General features: G+C 62.4%; 15 protein-coding genes and 1 tRNA gene. 5 read left to right on the forward strand and 11 right to left on the reverse strand.

Annotated features, from left to right (window positions below):
• Positions 1-4: 4 nt before the first annotated feature.
• Positions 5-1,669: an amidase gene (locus tag V7672_RS01060; RefSeq protein ID WP_335622826.1), complete on the reverse strand. Its 1,665-nt coding sequence runs from the start codon at positions 1,667-1,669 to the stop codon at positions 5-7.
• Positions 1,606-3,816, reverse strand: a complete 2,211-nt coding sequence (locus V7672_RS01065) for a S9 family peptidase (protein WP_335622827.1) — start codon at positions 3,814-3,816, stop codon at positions 1,606-1,608. The genes V7672_RS01060 and V7672_RS01065 overlap by 64 nt, the downstream gene beginning before the upstream one ends.
• A 171-nt stretch (positions 3,817-3,987) precedes the next feature.
• Between V7672_RS01065 and V7672_RS01070 the strand changes: the two genes are divergently transcribed.
• Positions 3,988-4,815, forward strand: coding sequence for a ferredoxin--NADP reductase (locus V7672_RS01070; RefSeq protein ID WP_335622828.1), 828 nt, complete (start codon positions 3,988-3,990; stop codon positions 4,813-4,815).
• On the forward strand, positions 4,787-5,131 hold the full coding sequence (locus V7672_RS01075) for a chorismate mutase (RefSeq protein ID WP_442888776.1): 345 nt from the start codon (positions 4,787-4,789) through the stop codon (positions 5,129-5,131). Before V7672_RS01070 ends, V7672_RS01075 begins: the two co-directional genes overlap by 29 nt.
• A gap of 5 nt (positions 5,132-5,136) precedes the next feature.
• Here V7672_RS01075 and V7672_RS01080 read toward each other — a convergent pair whose 3' ends face one another.
• Both V7672_RS01080 and V7672_RS01085 read right to left on the reverse strand, forming a co-directional pair.
• Positions 5,137-5,649 carry a DUF6622 family protein gene (locus V7672_RS01080; protein ID WP_335622829.1) on the reverse strand — a complete coding sequence of 171 codons (513 nt, stop codon included), beginning with the start codon at positions 5,647-5,649 and terminating at the stop codon, positions 5,137-5,139.
• Positions 5,646-5,999, reverse strand: a complete 354-nt coding sequence (locus V7672_RS01085) for an Hpt domain-containing protein (protein WP_335622830.1) — start codon at positions 5,997-5,999, stop codon at positions 5,646-5,648. Before V7672_RS01085 ends, V7672_RS01080 begins: the two co-directional genes overlap by 4 nt.
• Positions 6,000-6,132: 133 nt before the next feature.
• On the opposite strand from V7672_RS01085, the gene V7672_RS01090 reads away from it, so the two are divergent.
• Positions 6,133-6,208: transfer RNA gene (locus V7672_RS01090), tRNA-Lys, on the forward strand.
• Here V7672_RS01090 and V7672_RS01095 read toward each other — a convergent pair.
• Positions 6,199-7,326 carry a tyrosine-type recombinase/integrase gene (locus tag V7672_RS01095; protein WP_335622831.1) on the reverse strand — a complete coding sequence of 376 codons (1,128 nt, stop codon included), beginning with the start codon at positions 7,324-7,326 and terminating at the stop codon, positions 6,199-6,201. The genes V7672_RS01090 and V7672_RS01095 overlap by 10 nt on opposite strands.
• A 940-nt stretch (positions 7,327-8,266) precedes the next feature.
• Here V7672_RS01095 and V7672_RS01100 point away from each other — a divergent pair.
• The gene (locus tag V7672_RS01100; RefSeq protein ID WP_335622832.1) at positions 8,267-8,740 is read left to right on the forward strand and encodes a hypothetical protein; all 474 of its coding nucleotides are present in this window, start codon (positions 8,267-8,269) and stop codon (positions 8,738-8,740) included.
• A gap of 8 nt (positions 8,741-8,748) precedes the next feature.
• Positions 8,749-9,843 carry a DNA cytosine methyltransferase gene (locus tag V7672_RS01105; RefSeq protein ID WP_335622833.1) on the forward strand — a complete coding sequence of 365 codons (1,095 nt, stop codon included), beginning with the start codon at positions 8,749-8,751 and terminating at the stop codon, positions 9,841-9,843.
• Here the strand turns inward: V7672_RS01105 and V7672_RS01110 are convergent.
• The 6 genes from V7672_RS01110 to V7672_RS01135 all read right to left on the reverse strand — a co-directional run bounded on the left by V7672_RS01110 (position 9,781) and on the right by V7672_RS01135 (position 16,331).
• The gene (locus V7672_RS01110) at positions 9,781-10,665 is read right to left on the reverse strand and encodes a hypothetical protein (protein ID WP_335622834.1); all 885 of its coding nucleotides are present in this window, start codon (positions 10,663-10,665) and stop codon (positions 9,781-9,783) included. The genes V7672_RS01105 and V7672_RS01110 overlap by 63 nt on opposite strands.
• A 124-nt stretch (positions 10,666-10,789) precedes the next feature.
• On the reverse strand, positions 10,790-11,380 hold the full coding sequence (locus tag V7672_RS01115) for a recombinase family protein (RefSeq protein WP_335622835.1): 591 nt from the start codon (positions 11,378-11,380) through the stop codon (positions 10,790-10,792).
• Between the two features lie 109 nt (positions 11,381-11,489).
• On the reverse strand, positions 11,490-11,942 hold the full coding sequence (locus V7672_RS01120; RefSeq protein WP_335622836.1) for a hypothetical protein: 453 nt from the start codon (positions 11,940-11,942) through the stop codon (positions 11,490-11,492).
• Positions 11,943-11,959: 17 nt separating this feature from the next.
• A complete protein-coding gene (locus V7672_RS01125) occupies positions 11,960-12,625 on the reverse strand; it encodes a hypothetical protein (protein WP_335622837.1) in 666 nt (221 codons plus the stop codon).
• Positions 12,626-14,335: 1,710 nt separating this feature from the next.
• Positions 14,336-14,824 (reverse strand): helix-turn-helix domain-containing protein, encoded by a 489-nt coding sequence (locus tag V7672_RS01130; protein ID WP_335622838.1) that lies wholly within the window; start codon positions 14,822-14,824, stop codon positions 14,336-14,338.
• 655 nt (positions 14,825-15,479) lie between these two features.
• Positions 15,480-16,331: a hypothetical protein gene (locus tag V7672_RS01135; protein WP_335622839.1), complete on the reverse strand. Its 852-nt coding sequence runs from the start codon at positions 16,329-16,331 to the stop codon at positions 15,480-15,482.
• Between the last annotated feature and the right edge of the window lie 56 nt (positions 16,332-16,387).

Genomic DNA, 16,387 nt, shown 5'->3' on the forward strand with positions numbered 1-16,387 from the left:
GCCCCTACTCCAGCGGCCTGAGCAGCGGTGCCACCGCCTCCATCCGGTCGACCGACGGGGCGAACTCCGGGTCGCGCCGCGCCTGTGTCGCCTGTTCAAAGGCATAGCCGAACGACAGCACCTGCTGATCCTGCCACTTTCCGCCGATGAAGCTCATCCCCACGGGCAGGCCGTCGACAAAGCCCATCGGCACGGTCAGGTGCGGATAGCCGGCGACGGCCGCCAGCTGGCTGGCCGAGCCCAGATAGTTGTCGCCATTGACCACATCGATCGACCAGGCGGGCCCGGTGGTCGGCGCGATCAGCACGACGACGTCGTGGTCGGCCATCATGCTGTCGATGCCCTCGGGCCCCGCCAGCCGGAAGGACCGTTCGCGGGCGGCGATATAGTCCGGGTCGTCCAGCCCCTTCGTCGCTTCGGCCGAGATGAAGATGTCCTGGCCGAACAGGGCCAGCTCGCGGGGCGTGGCCTCGTTGAAGGCGATCACATCGGCCAGGGTGCGGGTCGAAACCTGGGCTGGGTCGGTCGAGGCCAGATAGAGGTTGAGGTCCACCTTCAGCTCGGTCAGCAGCACAGCGAACTCCGCCCCGCCGATGGCGCCGCGATTGGGGCCTTCGGTGATGTCCACCAGAATGGCCCCGGCCTCTTCCAGAGCCCTGAGATTTTCCTCGAACACCAGATCGGTGCCGGTCGAATAGCCGGTCAGGAACCGCATGACGCCGATGCGCTGGCCCCTCAACGCGCCGGCGTCGAGGCCCGCAGCAAAGTCCACGCGGTGCGCATCGGCCTCGGCGGTCGCAGGATCAGCCGGGTCGCTGCCGGCGATAACCGTCAGCACCACGGCGGCATCGCTGACCGTGCGCGTCATGGGGCCGGCCGTGTCCTGGCTGCGGCTGATCGGCACAATGTGGGTGCGCGACACCAGACCCACGGTGGGCTTGAAGCCGACGATGCCGTTGATGGCCGCCGGACAGGTGATCGAGCCGTCTGTCTCGGTGCCGATGGCCGCCGGCGCCAGACCGGCCGCAACGGCCGCCGCCGAACCTGCGGACGAGCCACAGGTGTTCCGGTCCAGTGCATAGGGATTGCGCGACAGGCCGCCCACGGCGCTCCAGCCGCTGATGGACTCCGACGAGCGGATATTGGCCCATTCCGACAGATTGGCCTTGCCGAGGATCACCCCGCCCTCGGCCCTCAGCCGCGCAACCAGCGGCGCATCCCGCCCGGGCGCATTGTCGATCAGGGCCATCGACCCCGCCGTCGTCGGAATGTCGAAGGTCTCGATATTGTCCTTGATCAGAATCGGCATGCCGCGGATGCCGTCACCCGGCCGCCAGTCGATCTCCGCCACCGACGGCGACCAGGCGATGACCGCATTGGTCGTCATTCGGTCTCTGGCACACAGATCCGCCACCGGGTCAGGCAGGTCAAAACAGTCGACCAGAACCGGCGCGGGATCCGGCGACGGATTCGCCTGCCACGCCGCCTCGGAGGCCAGCACAGCGGCTTCAGCTGCCTCCGTCGCCGAGGCGGTCCGGTCTTCCGATCGCGTGACCTCGACGCTGAGGCAGCCGCCCAGCGTCAGGGCCAGCAGGCTGGCGCCGATCAGTCCGCGTGCGGCGAGCGTGATCCGATCGTACGATCGAGGAAGTCCAGATAGGTTCGCCATTGGTGGAGCCCCCGCTCATTGCCCCGGATGCCGTGGCGCTGACCGGGATAGAGCATGGTCTCGAACGGAATGCTCTGGCCCTGCAGCGAGTCCAGCACGCGGGTGGTGTTTTCAAAGATGACATTGTCGTCGGCCATGCCGTGCATCAGCAGCAGCCGCCCGGTCAGCTGGTCCAGCTGATCGACCACGTCCGAGGCCGCATAGCCTTCGGGGTTGGCCTCCGGCGTCGACATGAAGCGCTCGGTATAGTGGGTGTCATAGAGGCTCCAGTCCGTGACCGGCGCCCCCGAGATGGCGGCCGCCAGCCCCATCTCAGGCTCGGTCAGCATGTGCAGCGTCATGAAGCCACCGTAGCTCCAGCCCATGGCGGCGATGCGATCATCGTCCACGAAGGGGAGCGTTCTCAGATAGTTGGCGGCACGAACCTGATCTTCGATCTCAGGTTGCCCCATGGTCAGATAGAGCGCCTGTTTGAACTTGGTCGAACGCTCGCCTTCGCCCCGATTGTCGAGGCGGAAGACGATATATCCGGCCTCAGTCAACAGTTGAGTGGTTGAGGGCTGCCAGCCATTCCGGACCCCGCCACCCGACGGGCCGCCATAGACCTGCATGACGACCGGATATGTCTTCGACGGATCAAAGCCCGGCGGCGTGGTCATCTGCCAGACGAGGGTCTCGCCATTGCTTTCCAGCGTGCCGAAGGTCGGCGTCTGCCGGCGCGAGACATAGGGGAAGAAGGGATGGTTTTCGTCCAGCCGGTTCTCCTCGATCCAGCGCAGACGCGTGCCGTCAATCCGGTAGAGCGCCGACTGGGGCGGGGTCTCCAGATCGGTGTAGTTGCCGACATAGGCCGTGCCGGTGGCATTGACCGAGGCCGACCACCAGCCGCCGCGCGGGGTGACCTCGACCGGGGTGACGGTCTCGTTCAGGCTGGCCCGGAACAGCTGTTGCTCGATCGGATATTCCTCGCCGTCGCGCATCGAGGCCGTGAAGAAGACGTCGCCGGTCGCAAGGTTGACGCCGTCCAGCGCCTTGACCGCATAGTCGCCGGTGGTGATCGGGCGGATCAGGGTGCCGTCGCGGTAATACAGATACAGGTGCCGCCAGCCGCTCTCCTCCGACGACCAGATGAAGCGCCCGTCGGCCAGCGGCCGGAAATTGTGGGTCAGCCCGACCCAGGCTTCGCTGGTCTGGGTCAGGATCACCTTTGAGGCGCCCGTCGTCGGGTCCACGGTCATCAGGTCGAGCATCTGCTGGTCGCGCGACTGGCGCTGGACATACAGGGTCTGACCATCGACCGACCAGGCCACGCGGGCCAGATAGATGTCGGTATTGTCGCCGAGGTCGACCTTGACCCGCTCATCCGTCGTGCGGTCGTGCACATAGAGCTCGACGACGGCATTGGGCCGGCCGGCGCGGGGATAGCGCTGCTCGATCACGCTGGCGCCGCCGCCGGTGATGTCGAGGCGCGGTACCACATCGACCGTCGATTCATCGGTGCGCTGCAGGGCGATGTAGCGTTCGTCCGGGCTCCACCAGTAGCCGGTGTCGCGGTCCATCTCTTCCTGGGCGATGAACTCGGCCGTAGCCCAGGTGATCAGGCCCTCGCCATCCGTCGTGACCGCCATTTCGCGGCCGCCGGCGAGGTCATAGACGACCAGATCCTGATCCCGCACCCACGAGACATAGTTGCCGTCCGGGCTGACCTTGGCGTCGATCTCGTCGGCCTCGGTCTCGGTCAGGCGACGCACCGCCCCGCCCTCGCGCTCGGCCAGGAAGATGTCGCCCTCGAGCGGCGCCAGAATATAGCGGCCCTGCTGGTCCCAGGCATATTCGACCACGCCCCGGGCGCTGATGCGCATGCGCTCACGCCGGGCCTTTTCCGCCTCGGACAGTTCGCCGGCGTCCGGCACCAGGGCGCGGGCGTCGATCAGCTTGAAGGGCTCGCCGCCGTCCACCGACACGGCCCACAGGTCCTGGACGTTCACATCGTCCTCGCGCGAGCGCAGGAAGGCGACCAGCTGGCCGTCCGGCGACAGGCTGACGCCGCGGGCCACCGGTCCGTTCAGCGACGGACTGGCGAACACCCGCTCGGGCGTCAGGATCGACGGATCGGTGGCGTCCTGGGCCTGGGCCAGACCGGCCATGGCCGTTGCGGAAACTAGGGTGAGAGCGGAGGCGGTGTGTCGAAGGGTCGAGGTTTTCATGGCCGGCACGCTAGTGCGGCTTGGCCGGATCGTCACCCCGAAATCGATTGCGGAGACGGAACGCCTCACCCGGGTTTCGCTGGCGGGCGTCACGCTCTAGATAGGGCGGCAATGACCCAGACCCTTTCGTCCACCCTGGCCGACACCGCCCCTGCCCGGCCGTCGCCCCACCATGCGCTCAAGGTGCTGTCGGTGCACCACTGGACCGACCAGCTGTTCAGCTTCACCCTCGAACGGCCCGAGGATTTCCGTTTTCGCTCGGGCGAATTCGTCATGATCGGCCTGCCGGGTGAGGATGGTGCAAAGCCCGTGCTGCGGGCCTACTCCATCGCCAGCCCGCACTGGGCCGAGGCGCTGGAGTTCTTTTCGATCAAGGTGCCGGACGGTCCCCTGACCGCGCGCCTGCAGAAGATCCAGCCCGGCGATACGGTGCTGATGGGCAAGAAGCCGACCGGCACCCTGGTGCTGGATGCGCTGACCGGCGGCGAGCGGCTGTGGCTGATCGGCACGGGCACGGGTCTGGCCCCCTGGCTGTCGGTGGCCCGCGACCCGGACACCTACAGCCGCTTCGGACAGGTGATCGTCTGCCACACCGTGCGTCAGGTGGCCGATCTGGCCTACCGCGACTTCTTCACCGCGGGCATCCATGACGATCCGCTGGTCGGCGACGAGGCGAAGGCCCAGCTGACCTACTATCCCACCGTCACCCGCGAGCGGTTCGAAACGCCCGGACGCATTACCGACCGCATCCGCTCGGGCGATGTGTTCGCCGACCTGCAGCTGCCCATCGGCTTCTCGCCCAACACCGACCGGGTCATGCTGTGCGGGTCCATGGCCATGATCAAGGAAGCCGGCGAACTGCTGGAGACCTATGGCCTGAAGGAAGGCTCGAATGCCGAGCCGGGTGACTATGTGCTGGAGCGCGCCTTTGTCGGATAGCATCATCGTGGATGGCCGCACCGCGCCCGAGGCCTGCACCTCCATGGCCGAGGTCCGTCAGGGCGTCGACGCCCTGGACCGCGCCCTGGTCGCCCTGCTGGCCGAACGTCAGGGCTATATGGAGGCCGCCGCCCGCATCAAACCCAGCCGCGACGTCGTCCATGACGACGCCCGGATCGAGGATGTGGTGGCCAAGGTGCTGGCCGCTGCGCGCGACGCCGGCCTGTCCGCCGCCATCGCCGAGCCGGTCTGGCGCCTGTTGATCGACCGCTGCATCGCCCACGAGTTCGCTACCTGGGACCGCACGCGGGGTTAACGCACTCAGATCGTCGCGAGCGCCCGACGACGCGCGGCGAACAACAGGAACGCCCTCTGGGCTGTCCGCCCGGCCACGAATGCCGTGACTCCGATGGCCAGGCCCCCGGCCAGCGCCGCGACGGCCGGCTCGAACCCCATCCACACCTCCAGCCCGAACCGGATGGCGAAGACGACCACATAGGTTATCAGCGGCTCTGGCGTCCCGTGGAACAGGAATCGGCCCTCAGCCGTGCGCTCGGCCGTCTCGCTGGAAAACAACCGTGCAGATGCCCAGCCCGCTGCGAACATCACGATCAGCGTCGATCCGCCAATGACGGGCGAATGGACCTGACTGTAGGCAGCGACATTCGACAAACCCCAGATCAGGAAGGCGACCGGCGCAATCAGGGCGAGGCGGAGGCTCCGGACCCGGGACTTCAGCCGCCGTACGCCGAGAAAAACCAGTAGGGCCAGTATGGCGAAGGCCCACAAGGGCGTTTCCGCCAGCACCAGTCTGACATAGTCGAAGCTGGTCATGCCCGCAGTGACCTCAGCATCAGCTCATGCCGCCAGGCCGCGACATCGGCCAGCGCCACATCCAGCGCATCGCGCACCCGGTCGAGCAGCGGCGGCGCCTGGGCCTTGTCCGCCGCTTCTGCGGCCGCGCAAGCCTCGGCCAGCGCCCCTGCGCCAATTCCCGCCGCTGCGCCCCGGACCGTATGGGCCGCATCGCGCCAGCCCTCATGGCGGACGTCCAGAAGCGGAGACCACAGGCCGGCCTGCTGCACGAACAGGGCCAGCACCTCCTCCGAGATGACGTCATCGCCGCCGGTCATCGCCTCCAGCACACCAAAGTCGACCGCCCCGCTCAGATCCCGACGTGCCATGGTGTCCCCTCCGACTCAGAGGGCGCAGCCTAACGCCGCAGGGCCCCGGGCGAAATCGGCCTTGCGTTCGCAGGACCGAGACAGTATGTCCGGCCCCTTCGCGCATCCGGGTCCATGCCCGGCTGGACGATACGGGTGATTAGCTCAGTTGGTAGAGCAGCTGACTCTTAATCAGCGGGTCGTAGGTTCGAACCCTACATCACCCACCATCGTTTCCTACTGATTTCGAACAACTTTCTGAAGCAGCGATAGCAGACTGGCCGGACGCGGCTGGCGCAGTTGGACGTTCAGTTGGACGATTTGTTCGCGTTTCGAGCTTACGGATAGCGGACTGAGCAAGCGTCAGATCACGCGACAGATAGTGTCCGTCCAGGATGCCGTTGACGTCCGCCAAGCTATGGCCGGTGATCGTCGCGATCTCAGCCACGGTGCAGCCCGCTTGAGCGAGCCGCGTCACTGCTGTTCCTCGGAGATCATGGAATGTCAGGTCGGCGATCTTGGCTTTCGCGCAAGCCTTCCTCCAGGACGACCTGAAACCCGAAGACGTCCATGTTCGGCCACCCTCTGTGGCAAGGATTGTGACTGCGTCTCGACGGTGCGATTTGGCTTCGTCGAGGATGATCCGCAAAGGAGCGGCGACCGGGATGACAATCCGGCGGCCCGTCTTCCGCTGCTTCAGCCTGAGATACTCGCCATCGTACGCATTCCACGTAATCGCCAGCAGATCGCCTTGTCGCTGTCCCGTCCAGAGCGCCAGGTGGAGAGCAATGTGGAGGTGCTCAGGAGCGTGCTCGAGAAAGGCCTTCTCGTCAGCTGCCGTCCAAACCGAGTCGTTGCGGTCGGCACGATATAGACGACCCGGGCGCTCCAACGGATTGCAAAGCACGAGCCCGCGTCCATGCGCCCACGACAAAGCCCGAGCAAATACCGCAAAGCGATAGTCCGCATTGCGCGCTGACGTTAGCGCGAGCCGGTCTCGCCATTCGAGAAACCGGCCTCGAGACCGGCGGTCTGGCAGAGCGGCGAGTGGGAAGTCACCAAACTCACCAGCGATAGCCCGAAGGTGCTTCTTGTAGTCGGCCCGTGTTCGGTCGGCGAGATGCCGGAAATCCGCCGACGATTCGTAGGCATCCAAGACCGAGACAAGGACATCCGAGCCCCGTTGCTTCCGCTGCTCAGCAGCCTCGTTGTAGCTGGCAATAAACTCGGGCGATCCCGGTGAGCCTTGAAGTCGGGGGCCGCCCTTCCACGCGTAGTAGTAGGTAGCGAGGCTGCCATCGGCGAGCCGTTTCGTGACCTTGTTGATCCCCTTAAGCCGCACGCGCACGTTTTGCCTCCCATCTGTCGAAAGGGTTTGTCGGCGCAGAGTCGGCTGGGGCACCGACGTGTTCAAGGCGGATCGTGCCGTCCGGAGCGATTACCGTGGCGACCACCGGAAGACCCGCCGCCTGCGCCGCACGAACCGCTCGGACGACGTGAGCCTGCTTGAAGGTGACCTTTGGATTGGATGTGTCAGGCAACCGAGGATCGATCTGACCGGCGGTCGTGCCGCCGTCAACTCGCCGCAGCATTGGCGTCGAAGTCTGCTTCGGGGGGTGGGCTACCTCCTCCGATGGCTCGGCACGTGAGTCCGGAGGCGGGGTCCACAAGTTCGAATGTATCGAAACCAGCCGCCTTCGCGGCCTTCATCGCTCTCGTTAGGTGCCGCTGCCGGAGGGGCCTCCCGACGCGCTCACTTGCGGGTCGGATCACCCTTACTGACGCGGTTTGTAGGGGTTGGAAATCTGCTGTCATCAAGCCTCCATGGTGAAGCTTTCAGAGTCGCGGCCATCGCCCAACGCCATGCCGCTTCGGAAAGCGGCGATCTATTTATCGCCGCATCAAGCGAATGTCGCATGGGAAAAAGCGGCCCGCAAACGCCCACGGAGATTGGGATTTGGCGTTTGGGTCGGACTAGGTTGGCTGCATTTCGAGGTCCGACCTCGCGATAACTGGTCGCCCCTCTGAGGCTCGTCTTAATGGAGCGGAGGGGAGGCTCCACCAAGTGCTCAAATCTCTGTGGGATATCAGGGGCCGACATTGGCCCGAGCAGCGACTTGGAGGTTAGGCGTTGGTGATGCTCGTAACACGCCAAGAGCTGAGCTTCAGGCCGCCCCAGGGTCCGCAAGCACACCACCGCCGGAACCGGTTGATCTGGCTCCTGGACCCCACTACGCACGCGGATGGAGAATCATGACAGCTTGCGCGGTCAACGGAGATTATGCCGAATGACGTCTACCCTCGCCGATCAGAAGCCGGGTCACTACGTGTTCGTCGCGAGTGACACGTATGAGGACAACGGCAGACGGGTGCCGGCCCATGAAACGGTCGAGCGGCGATTGAAGGAGCTTCGTTGGCCGATCTATTCGTCGACTCGGCACAAGACTCACCTTCGACCGGGAGACCATGTAGCAGTCTACCTTGCCGGCATGGGTGCTAATAGACAGTGTTTTGTGGCAAAAGCCGTGATAAAAAACATCACCTCTGCAACTCGGGCGCAGAAATATAGCGAGTTAATCGGCGCAGAGGTGGAGCTTATCGTCGAACTCGAGCAAGTCAGCGCCATCGAGCCGGCCAAGCCCATCCTATCAATATCAAAGGAACTTTCTTTTTTTCCTATTGGAAACCCGAGATGGGGACCGATATTGATGGGTGGATGCAGACGGATTTCCAATGAGGACTACGGGGTAATCGTCAAATGACTACGTGTGTGTCGCTATTCGCTGGCGGCGGTGGAGTTGACTTCGCGCTTCGCGATTTGGGTGTGGATGTCATCTACAAAAATGATATTTGCAAGTTCGCTACGAGCACTCTGCGCAAGTATTTCCCAGATTCCGATGTTGTATGCGGGGACATTCGCCAGATTGACAGCTTCCCCTCGGCAGACATGTTGGTCGGGGGTTACCCCTGCCAGTCGTTTTCTCTAGCCGGATTGAGGAAACCATCAAACGACCCGAGAACGTATCTGTTTCAAGAGTTTGCTAGAGCACTAGGGCAGATCAAGCCACGCTATTTTATCGCGGAGAACGTGTCCGGCATGGCCGGCGTTGAATCGGGAGCTTGGTTTCGGCAGCAGGTTGCGCTGTACGAAGAGCTTGGCTACCGGGTTAGTCACAGCGTGGTCAAAGCGCCGGACTTCGGCGTGCCTCAGTCGCGGAAGCGAATCTTCATAGTCGGCGTAAGGCGCGAGCTCGGCGTTCGCTATGTCTTTCCCGCGCGCACACATGGAAACGCCGCAGACGCAAGAAAATATGGCCTAAAGCCATACTCCTCCCACGGAGACGTTATCCGGCATCTACCCCTATGGCCGGCGGGCGAGTTCTACGAACGCCCGCATGATCCTGAAGGTCATATGTCCTGGTACTACATGTCCAGGAACCGGAAAGCGAAGTGGGACGGCCCAGCATTTTGCGTTGTAGCGAACTTTCGGCACATCACCCTTCACCCCGCCTCACAAACGATGAAATGCGTTTGGTCAAACTTGGCCGATGGCTTCAAACAAAAATGGGAGTTCACGGGAGAGTATGAGCACCTCGACGCCGATCCTACGCGGCCCCGCCTTGAGGTACCGCGCCGACTGTCCTGGCGAGAGGCCGCTCTGATACAGACGTTCCCCCAAGATTACGAGCCGGAGGGCGACCTCGGCAAGAAGTTTGAGCAGATCGGAAACGCAGTTCCGCCCGAGCTGTTTAAAGCCATTGCAAAGGGCTTACTGGACGGCAGTTCGCTTGTTCCGGCGGATTCAGAGCTCGACAATGAGACGGTCGAGCAAGGCGAGCTGTTCGGGTTGAAGCTCGCCAGCTAAATCCGCATAGTCTGCTTCGAAGTACTGGACTGCTTTCTGATAGATCGACATGCTTCCGAGCCTCTCCAGTCGTTGGATCGGAGCATCAAACAACGAGTCCGTGAAACGGGGATAGTATTTCAACTGACCGCCCGAAAGGGCATACCAGTCGAACAACGCGACTCCCGGATATCGTGGGTCGATGCCTCGAAGACAGCGCTGCGACCCATAAACCCACTGCACGGCGGGAAAGGTCATCGGAAAGCTACAAAGATGCAGATTTCTCCGATCTCCATTGAAAGGGGACCACGAGACATTCAGGTAGATCGAGTTCGGGATTGCTAGTTCAACACCCCGATTCTGCGCCTCATAGATGCCTTTGGCCGCAGTCTTCCACCCAGCGATAGTTTGGAGCAGCGCATCCCCAATAGCCTGGGCCTCCTCCCGACGTTCGAAATGTCCGGAAACCAGGCCAGTCCTACTCGTGATGCCCTCCCACATTTTGGCCGGTGAGTTTGCGATTTCCAGGTAGGCTGTCGCGTCAGGATGCCGCTCAAAGGGAGTGCGCCGCCCGGTTAGCTGCTTCGATTTGACAGATATGCCGTAGTGAGTTTTTGGCTCATGCCAATCCGGTGCGATCACGTCGAATACGTGCTTGTCTTCATGATGCATTGCCCCGGTGAGGAACTCCGCAAACACTCGCTCCAGTTCTCGCCAGCCGGCGCGTGAACTTCCGTCTGCTTCACGTTGATTGCCGCTCCCGTCGGTGAACGTGCTAATCATCAAGTTTAGCAGTTTCATTTCTGCATCGGTCGGTGGACGAGTTACGAACGGCAGTCCCAAGGCATTCCCCCCAAGTTTCGGGAAGGATGGCGCCTATGCCGCTTGAAGGGAAGTGCCTTGGGTCCCCGGTCACCTGCGCGAGAGCCGTCCGATGGACGCACGTTGAAGCTGACTTGCCATTGCGCTACGGATTCGGTGAGCGACCTCGGCGCTCCACTCGTTGGATGGCCGCTTTCGTCACCCCGTACTCGATCGCCAACCGTCCTAAGGAGGCGCCAGCCGCTCGGCGCTCCCGGACCTCACGTTGTTGTTCTACCGATAGAAGCGGGGGCCGTCCGAGCGGCTTACCTTGCTCCTTTGCTCGCCGAAGGCCCGATTGCGTCCTCTCGATGAGCAGGTCCCGCTCAAACTCTGCGACAGCAGCGATCACGCCCATCGTCATCTTCCCGGCGGGACTGGTCAGATCAACACCACCGAGAGCCAGGCAATGGACCCGCACGCCTGCGTTCGCCAATCGTTCGACCGACGCCCGGACATCCATCGCGTTTCGCCCGAGGCGATCCAGCTTGGTGACCAGCAGGACATCTCCGGACTCCAAGCGATCTACGAGCCGGGCGAACTGCGGTCGCTCCATGGCGGCGACCGATCCGGAGATGGTCTCTTCGACGATCCTCTGGGGCTGGATCGAGAACCCGGCAGCCTCAATCTCGCGGACCTGATTGTCTGTCGTCTGGTCAGCGGAGCTGACACGGCAATATGCAAACGTCCGGCTCAAAGGCCCCCCCGTATCGAAAATCCATATCGGAATAAAATGGGTATCGGAAAGTGAGTCAAGCTATTTTACGATACGCGCGACAAGTGGGTATCGAAACCGGTCGATTCCGTTACGGGGCCTTGGCATCGGCCAGCCGTTGCTGGCAGGCGGCGATGACGGCCTCGTCGAAATGATGCGGATGCCGGAGAACAATCGCTTCGCCGGTCAGATCAAGCATGTTTCGTTCGCGCAGCATGGCGAAGCCCTCGGTTGGCTGTCCGGTTGCCCAAGAGGCCAGTGTCGCGACAACGCCGTCACGGGCTACTTTCTGCCGGGTACGACCTAGCCTAGTCGTCCGCCCCCGCTCCTCCGAAAGAACAGTCTCGAAAGCGTGGACCGTGGTCCAGAAATCATGCTCGACAGTTCCTGGCTCCCATTCGACCCGAAGGCCAATCAGGCGTCGGAAAGCTAGATCGGCGATCTCTTGCTCGTTCGCCTTCTGTGCGTGCGACCTGATGTTTTTGAGGCCGGTCGCGTCCTCAGACTGTGCAATATATGCACGCGCTCTATCGCGGCTCGTCATTTCCCTCTCCTCCGACATCAGTGTTCGACCGTAATCTTGATGGCAGATTCCGGCACGCCGAGACTTACGGACAGTCGCTTCTTGGCCTCGCTGATCGTAAGAAACTCGACCCTCGGCGAAACAATCGCGCTGTCCTCCTGGTCCGGAGCGACGGTATCGGCGTCATCGACGAGCAGCGGCTCGCTGCTCAGATCGCACTTGCCGATTGGCGGATATTTGAGACCAAGCCCGGCCCCTACCAGGGACACCGGCTCGGCGGTCTCTTCAGCGTAGAGCGCCAACCAAATCCCCCGTCCGACAGGGATCGAAAAACCGGCGGCTGTGCGAGCCTCATAGGCTCGGTCCCAATGATCGCGCGCTACCTCGCCGGGGATCATATGAACGCGGGCTTCAGTTGGATCGTGCTTGTCGTTCACCGATGCGGCGACGACGTAATCCACGACATCCAAGGTGACCCAGTTGTCGTCCCCCGCTGCTCGCGGAAAAGCGATCCACGTGTCCTGAGAAGTCCGAATGGACACGGTCTTGCGCTCTCCGTTGCGGGAGATTTGGCGCAGGCTGGCCTTTCCGGCCTTGGGAATGCGAGAGACAACCCACCCTTCCCGCTCCAACGATTTGATTGCGAAGGCGAAGAGGCCCTTTCGCGTGGCAAGTTTTTCTGCGGTTGCGCTAACGTTTGTCATAACCTCGTCCCTTCGAGCGTGTTTCACCTAAACATCATGCAATACATGACTCGTCAAGTTTCTTTGCAAAACGTTCTGAAAAACGTTTTTGGAACGTTTGTATGTGCGGGAGGCGTGGCCGGTTTTGGGAAGGAGCGTCTGATCGCTTTCAAGGAAGCCGGCGGGCGCCTGATTTCGCACCGACACTCGGCACTGGGGATTGAGCAGCAAGGTCCGCGCACACAAATCCGAAACCCCCGACTGTCAGCGTCGCGACATGCTCCGCATTCTTCTCGTAACGACCGCGCTGATTTTCATCACACCGCTGGAAGCACACGCTGATCCCTGCGAAGGGCAGCTGCCAAGGCGGCACGGGGAAACGTTCAGCGGAACCGTCCGCTATATTGGCGACGGCGATAGCCTCTGCGTGGGCCGGACGGCCAACCCCGATGAGTGGATTGAAGTTCGCCTCGCGGACTTTGACGCACCCGAACTTCGCGAGCGGGAAGGCCGGAGATCACGGGAAATCCTTACGAGCCTGTCTCGCGGGCGTCAGATTGAATGCACGGCGACCCGAGGGCGAAGCGGTCGGGTTGTTTCTCATGATCGAGTGATCGCGACATGCCGGATTGGTGGGCGACGCTTGGGCGATCTGCTCAGAGCGCAGCGGGCACCCGAAGGCGGAAACTAAGTCCCGGAAAGGGGCCGCTAGTTAATCGGCGACCCCGTTGCCCGCGCCGAGCGATACCAAGCCGCACCCTCGGCCCGGACGCTTCGCGATGCTCCGATGAGACCGCTGTTCCGCATTTCGGCACCTCGCCTCCTGCGCTCATTCGCCAATGCCTTGGTGGTCAGGAGGGGAGCTTTAGCGATGTATCTGACCCATCCGTGAAGGTCCGAGATGCGGTCCAGGTCGACTTGGCGCTCTTTCGCGCGAAGCGTCGTTCGCCCACCGACTGCCATTAGCGCGGAGCGGAGAACGGGTAGGGGAAGTGAGGTGCCAATGACCCCGTGCATATGGAAGTCATGGATAGGGGAGCCCTCGATGATGAAGGCATACTTGGGATCGCTCAAACCTGCCTTCCGAAGGTGCCGCAGCATCCGCTCCGTCATGTAACCCGAGAACCCGCGAGGCGACTCGAGTGCGGCAGCTACCACGTCCGGTCCTAGTCTGACCGTCATCACGCTCGCCGGTTCTCTGGCGATCACGTTGGCAAACGCAAGAAGCTTCAGCCTATTGCCCGTATGGGTCCAGTCAGGTGTCCAGATGACATCGAGGAGTCTTCCCTTGTCGTCCTTCTCTCCTTCGTCTGTCTCAACGTAGACAGTCTCTACCTTTATAACTGGAGGTCTGCGCCCACGGCCCATAACCACCGCGAAGCCGCGCCGCGCAGACACAATCAGGGCTTGGAAAATACGCTCATCGTCGAAGGGGTCTCGGCGGGACAAAGCTCCAGCAACTTTTGACGCTGGAAACACCCTCGATAATCGACGAGCGAGCCGTAGACCCACTTTCTCGTCGTATTCCCAATCCAGGATGGTTTCGTCGATCCAACGTTTAGTCGCCCGTTTCATCCCGGCGATTTAGCGTTAGTCATCACCGGGGTCGAGGCCATGCCCGATGCCGGACCTAGCCCGTTTGGCGGGGCCGTAGGCGGGCGACTGGATCAACCGCACCACAACCCTGCCCTCCCGTGAACTTCGCTGCCAATGACGCTCCCTTGCCGACTTCTAGTCCGGCAGATTGCTTGTGGCTCGCGGCGACCGGGTCTCTACGAGCTTCCTAGAGCCAGGGGCGGCTTTCCTGACGCGGCCCGGAACCGACCGCTCAATCGGGCTCCCGGGAACGCGGGCATCGAATGGGTCTTCGACGGACATGTCGGGCTGGGGAGCCGGTGCTCGCAGGTCTAGGTCGCTCGATTTAGGGAACCGGGACTCCAATGGGTCCAGAGCGATCTTGCGGACCGTTTCCTCCATCACCGGCATCTGATCGATGACCCAGCCGCAGGTCAGCTCGACGGGAGACACTCTCAACGCCTCGGCCAGCGGCAGGAGGTCCGAAACCACCGGGGCGGAACGTCCATCGAACCACGAGCGGATTGTGCTCTCCTCAATAGGGGCCAGGAGTTCAGCGAGGTGCTCAATGGTGATCTCGCGTGCTTTCAGGGCGTCATGGAGGAAGGTCACCATCAGGGTATGGGTAGGTAGTCGAGAGGTCATCGATGTCTCCGTTGTTGATGTGAAGACTCTAGCCGGGCCGACTCCTGTGGTCTCTTGGCAAATATGTGAGAAAACAAGCCCTTACCCTCCCACATAGATTGGTCGCACAGCCCGTTTTGTTCGTGGATCACACAGATTCAACCAAGAACCTTCCGGCAGGCCCGGATGAGAAATCCCGAAACGGGTTAGGATAGATTCGGCGCTGCTCTTTCCCTGCCTGGGCAAGACGCCCGCCTAACCCCCGCCGCACGGGGCTCGGCTTCGACCCGCCCTCAAACTATAAGGGGGATCATAATAACCGGGGGGAACTGTATCCAACATTGATACTGTTCTTGTTCGGGCATGGTGGAGACGGCGTCGTTCTTATACCCCCCGGAGGGACCACCGTCCGAAGGGTATAAGGGGCGGGCTAGGCAAGCCGAATGAACGGGGGACCAGGGTCCAAGAGGGGTGCGATTTTTCTAGGACCTCGACTTGGTGAGGCAGTGGTCGAAGCCGCCGTAGAGCGCAGCGACAGACCGCTGTCGGCTTGCAAACTGCGCCTAACGCATTGATCTCAAAGGGCGTAGTTCTGTGCTGTTTTGAAAAATACTGCAGAAAAATCAACGGCACGTTCCTGACTCTTAATCAGCGGGTCGTAGGTTCGAACCCTACATCACCCACCATCGTCCTCCTCGCGCAGCCCCATAGAAAAGTCTGCCAGTGCGCTGTTTTCAAAGCGCGCTTTCAGGACCACGGCGGTGCCGGGTGTCGCGGGACCGGGCTGTCCGTTTTGCGAGGTCAGCCAGGTCGTCGGGGGAGACACGGGGTCGGATAGCGTGTCGTCGATCAGACCAAACGTCGAGGTCAAGGGGCCCGTCGGCGCTCCGAAACTCGCCCCGAAATGGTGCGCGGTGAAGCCCTTCGCGGCGAAATCAGCGCCATAACGCCTCAAAGAGTCCGGCAGGCTTTCCATGGCGTCGAGCGTGACGTTCAGGGCCACAAACCCGGTCCATTCGGGGTCGTCGAGCACCGTATCAACGAAGTACTTGTAGAGGGGATCAGGATCGAAGGGATCCCTCCCGCGCGTCGTTGCCGTGCTGAAAAACGCCTGCAGCCAGACGCTGAGAGCGGTGATCCGGTCCGGCTCACCAATGAACGCTTGAGGGGCGGTCCACGTCGTCGGATTGGCCAGTCGATCCCGGAGCTTCCCGCAGCATGTCTTCACAATCAGCACATTGCGGAACTCGGTCGCGGTCGAGCCCAGGCCGATGTTCAGGCGGAACCGCCAGTCGCCCATATCCAGCCGGTTGCGGAACCGGGCGTCGCCGGACAGTTCGGGATCCGCGGACCCGAACGGTGCCGGGTCGCTGGCGACCAGCATCAGATCATGGGTCCGGAAGGCCTGAATGACCGCGTCTGTCGGCCGCTCGAAGCCGAACACGTCCTGTGGGCCGACGCCCTCCCCAGGTCCGGGCCGAACCGCGTATCGGGCCAGGGCGATGGTGCCGTCATCCTGCAAGAACATGGGCGTGGGCCATCCGGGCACGCCGGGCCTCGACGCCTGTTCCAGCGCTACAGGCC

It is taken from the genome of Brevundimonas sp., from assembly GCF_036963785.1.
Taxonomy (GTDB): Bacteria; Pseudomonadota; Alphaproteobacteria; order Caulobacterales; family Caulobacteraceae; genus Brevundimonas.

Bases quoted from the DNA above. Each gene is read 5' to 3' on its own strand.
- V7672_RS01060 (WP_335622826.1), bottom strand. From the start codon at position 1,669: ATGGCGAACCTATCTGGACTTCCTCGATCGTACGATCGGATCACGCTC.
- V7672_RS01065 (WP_335622827.1), bottom strand. From the start codon at position 3,816: ATGGCCGGTCTGGCCCAGGCCCAGGACGCCACCGATCCGTCGATCCTG.
- V7672_RS01070 (WP_335622828.1), top strand. From the start codon at position 3,988: ATGACCCAGACCCTTTCGTCCACCCTGGCCGACACCGCCCCTGCCCGG.
- V7672_RS01075 (WP_442888776.1), top strand. From the start codon at position 4,787: ATGTGCTGGAGCGCGCCTTTGTCGGATAGCATCATCGTGGATGGCCGC.
- V7672_RS01080 (WP_335622829.1), bottom strand. From the start codon at position 5,649: ATGACCAGCTTCGACTATGTCAGACTGGTGCTGGCGGAAACGCCCTTG.
- V7672_RS01085 (WP_335622830.1), bottom strand. From the start codon at position 5,999: ATGGCACGTCGGGATCTGAGCGGGGCGGTCGACTTTGGTGTGCTGGAG.
- V7672_RS01100 (WP_335622832.1), top strand. From the start codon at position 8,267: ATGACGTCTACCCTCGCCGATCAGAAGCCGGGTCACTACGTGTTCGTC.
- V7672_RS01120 (WP_335622836.1), bottom strand. From the start codon at position 11,942: ATGACGAGCCGCGATAGAGCGCGTGCATATATTGCACAGTCTGAGGAC.
- V7672_RS01125 (WP_335622837.1), bottom strand. From the start codon at position 12,625: ATGACAAACGTTAGCGCAACCGCAGAAAAACTTGCCACGCGAAAGGGC.
- V7672_RS01130 (WP_335622838.1), bottom strand. From the start codon at position 14,824: ATGACCTCTCGACTACCTACCCATACCCTGATGGTGACCTTCCTCCAT.
- V7672_RS01135 (WP_335622839.1), bottom strand. From the start codon at position 16,331: ATGTTCTTGCAGGATGACGGCACCATCGCCCTGGCCCGATACGCGGTT.